General features: G+C 30.4%; 3 protein-coding genes and 1 pseudogene. All 4 read right to left on the bottom strand.

Going from position 1 to position 2,853, the window contains the following annotated elements; translation table 11 throughout:
* A pseudogene (locus EZH24_RS09755) lies at positions 1–193 on the bottom strand (hypothetical protein); the annotation flags it as partial.
* A complete protein-coding gene (gene dhaK, locus EZH24_RS09750; RefSeq protein WP_137998960.1) occupies positions 194–1,189 on the bottom strand; it encodes a dihydroxyacetone kinase subunit DhaK in 996 nt (331 codons plus the stop codon).
* Between the two features lie 240 nt (positions 1,190–1,429).
* Complete coding sequence (locus EZH24_RS09745; protein ID WP_137998959.1) at positions 1,430–1,777, bottom strand: cupin domain-containing protein; 348 nt, start codon at positions 1,775–1,777, stop codon at positions 1,430–1,432.
* Positions 1,778–1,826: 49 nt separating this feature from the next.
* On the bottom strand, positions 1,827–2,648 hold the full coding sequence (locus tag EZH24_RS09740; protein ID WP_137998958.1) for a 4Fe-4S binding protein: 822 nt from the start codon (positions 2,646–2,648) through the stop codon (positions 1,827–1,829).
* Between the last annotated feature and the right edge of the window lie 205 nt (positions 2,649–2,853).

Below are 2,853 nucleotides of genomic sequence, written 5' to 3'. Positions count from 1 at the left end.
TATTTATCATGTCTTTAACCAATTTGATATTTATCATGTCTTTAACCAATTTGAATCCTCTATTCATATTTATACCATGGTCTGCATCCCCTATATCTGAATCCAATTGAGTTAAATAATCTTTATTTTCTTCGTAAGTATCGGCAACGGAAGATAACCATTCTTTAATTTTTATTATATCTATATTACTCATTTACATACCCCATCTTAAAGCTACCGTATTAACAGGATAATCCCATAATTTCAATATATCGTTATTTGCTTTCATTAAACTTATAGATGCTCCAGCCATATCTATAGATGTTACATAATTTCCTACAAGATTTCTAACAATTTTTATACCTCTCTTTTTAGCAATTTCTTCTACCGAATTATACAATATATAAAGCTCCATTAAAGGAGTTCCGCCCATTCCGTTTACCATACATATTACTTCATCGCCATTTTTGTATGGTATATCGTTGCATATTTTTTCCATCATTATCTCGGCTATTTCATTCGCCGTCTTTATTTTAACCCTCTCTATACCTGGTTCTCCATGAATACCTATTCCCATTTCAATTTCATTATCCGCTATATCAAATGTGGGTTTTCCTGCAGCTGGGACTGTGCAAGAAGTTAATGCCATACCCATAGACCTTGCATTTTCCTTACAATAATTTGCATACTCTATAACTTTGTCTAAATTGTCTCCTTTTTCCGCTGAAGCCCCGCAAATTTTCTCAAAAAATACCGTAGCTCCGACTCCTCTTCTTCCTGTAGTGTATAAACTGTTTTTAACCGCTACATCGTCTTCTATAATTACGGATTTTACCTCTATACCGTCAGCTTTGCACATTTCTTCTGCCATTTGGAAATTCATAACATCGCCCGTATAGTTTTTTATTAGAAGAAGAACTCCCATATCTTTATTTACGGATTTAACAGCCGCTTCCATTTGGTCAGGCGTAGGAGATGTAAATACGGGACCCGGACAAGCGGCGTCAAGCATTCCGTATCCTACAAAACCTCCATGCAAAGGCTCATGTCCAGAACCTCCGCCCGATACTATTGCGACTTTTTTCGGTAATTCCTTTCTTGTTATAAATATAGGTTCATAGCATACTTTAATAATATTATTATATGCTTTTTCCATACCTTTAAGTTCTTCAATAATAATATTATCAACATCGTTTATTATTTTTTTCATAAGAATATCTCCTAAAAATAACTTTATATTTCAAATGGTATATTAAAAATTATTTTTTTCAATATGATTTTTAAATTTTTTAAATTCTAATTTGGAAGAATAATAAATATAATAATAAAAGAGATAAAAATATTTAAAAATTTAAAATCATAAAAGTTAAAAAAGCTATAGACTAAAAATATATTTTATATTTCGTCTATAGCTTTCAATAAATTAATGATATTGTAGTTTTTCAAATAATTATTCGGCTCTTACTTGAATAACCAAAACCTTAAAAACATTTTCATTTTCTTTCGTTTTCAAAGAATGAGGAGCGTTTGCGGGAATCAAAATCGACTCTCCGCTTTTTAATTCAAAAGTTTCGTTATCTATAGTAATATAGCCTTCGCCTTCTATCGCGTTTACTAATACATCTCCCGTTCCGCTATGAGTCGGCACTTCGGCATTTTTTCCAAGCGAAAGAATTTTTATCATTAAACTATTTCTTTCGACTAACGAAAAAGCATTTAAACTATTTTCTTTATTCAAAACCAAATCTTTTAATGATATAACTTTTTTTGTTTCCAAATTATCAATATATTTATTCATTCTATTCTCCTTAATGATTTTATTTTTTTATTTTTATTTTATACTTGTTTTATACAAGATTTCCGTCTATAGAAATTGTATAATCTTTTATTATAATATTTTTATTCGCTTTTTCCATTGCCTCTCTGACTATCATCTCCACTCCTCCGCAGCAAGGCACTTCCATATGAACTATAGAAATCGATTTTATATTTTTATTTTCAAATATATTCGCAAGCTTTTCTATATAAGAATCTATATCGGAATCCAATTTCGGGCATAGCATCATAAGAATTTTATTCTTCAAAAATTTATTATGGAAATTTGGATACGCAAAAGGAACGCAATCCGCCGATATTAGCAAATCCGCATCGTTCAAATACGGAGCGTTTGGATTCATTAATTTTAATTGTATGGGCCAGTTCGATATTTCGGACTGCATATTAACCGACATATTAATTTGATTATTCTCGTTTCGGTTATTATTTTTTCTCAAATCTCTTTGCATACTTCCAGGACAACCGCATGGCAAATCGTCAATAGCGGGAATTTCAATATTATTTTCTTTCATATAATTTATTGCCTCCTCTAATAATTTTGTCTCTCCATGTTCTTTCAAATGTTTCAAATGAGCTTTTATAGTATTCTCTCCCGCTTTGACTATATTAACCATAACTTTAGCTTCGTTATATTCTTCGGCTTCTCTCTCTTCGATAGTCATGGCGTCTACGGGACAGGCTTTTATGCAGGCTCCGAGTCCATCGCAAAATAAATCGCTTATTAACCTTGCCTTTCCGTCTATTATTTGCAATGCTCCTTCTGGACAATCGGGGATGCATAATCCACAGCCGTTGCATTTGTCTTCGTCAATTTTTATTATTCTTCGTTTCATAAAAATTTTTCTCCTTTTGTTTTGTATTTTAATTATTTAATTAATAAATATATTTTAATTTTTTTAAAATATTTGTCAGTTGCTATGGCAACAAGTTTTTAAAAAATTTTCTTTATTAAGCTATTGACATTTTTTATTATTTAATGTAATATTTCCCTATAATTATTTAATTAAAAATACTAAAAAAAGGACTTAAAATGTGTTT

Source organism: Brachyspira catarrhinii (assembly GCF_005518285.1).
GTDB lineage: Bacteria > Spirochaetota > Brachyspiria > Brachyspirales > Brachyspiraceae > Brachyspira > Brachyspira catarrhinii.
Note: the sequence above shows the minus strand (reverse complement) of the source record. Positions and strands in the feature narration are given on the sequence as shown.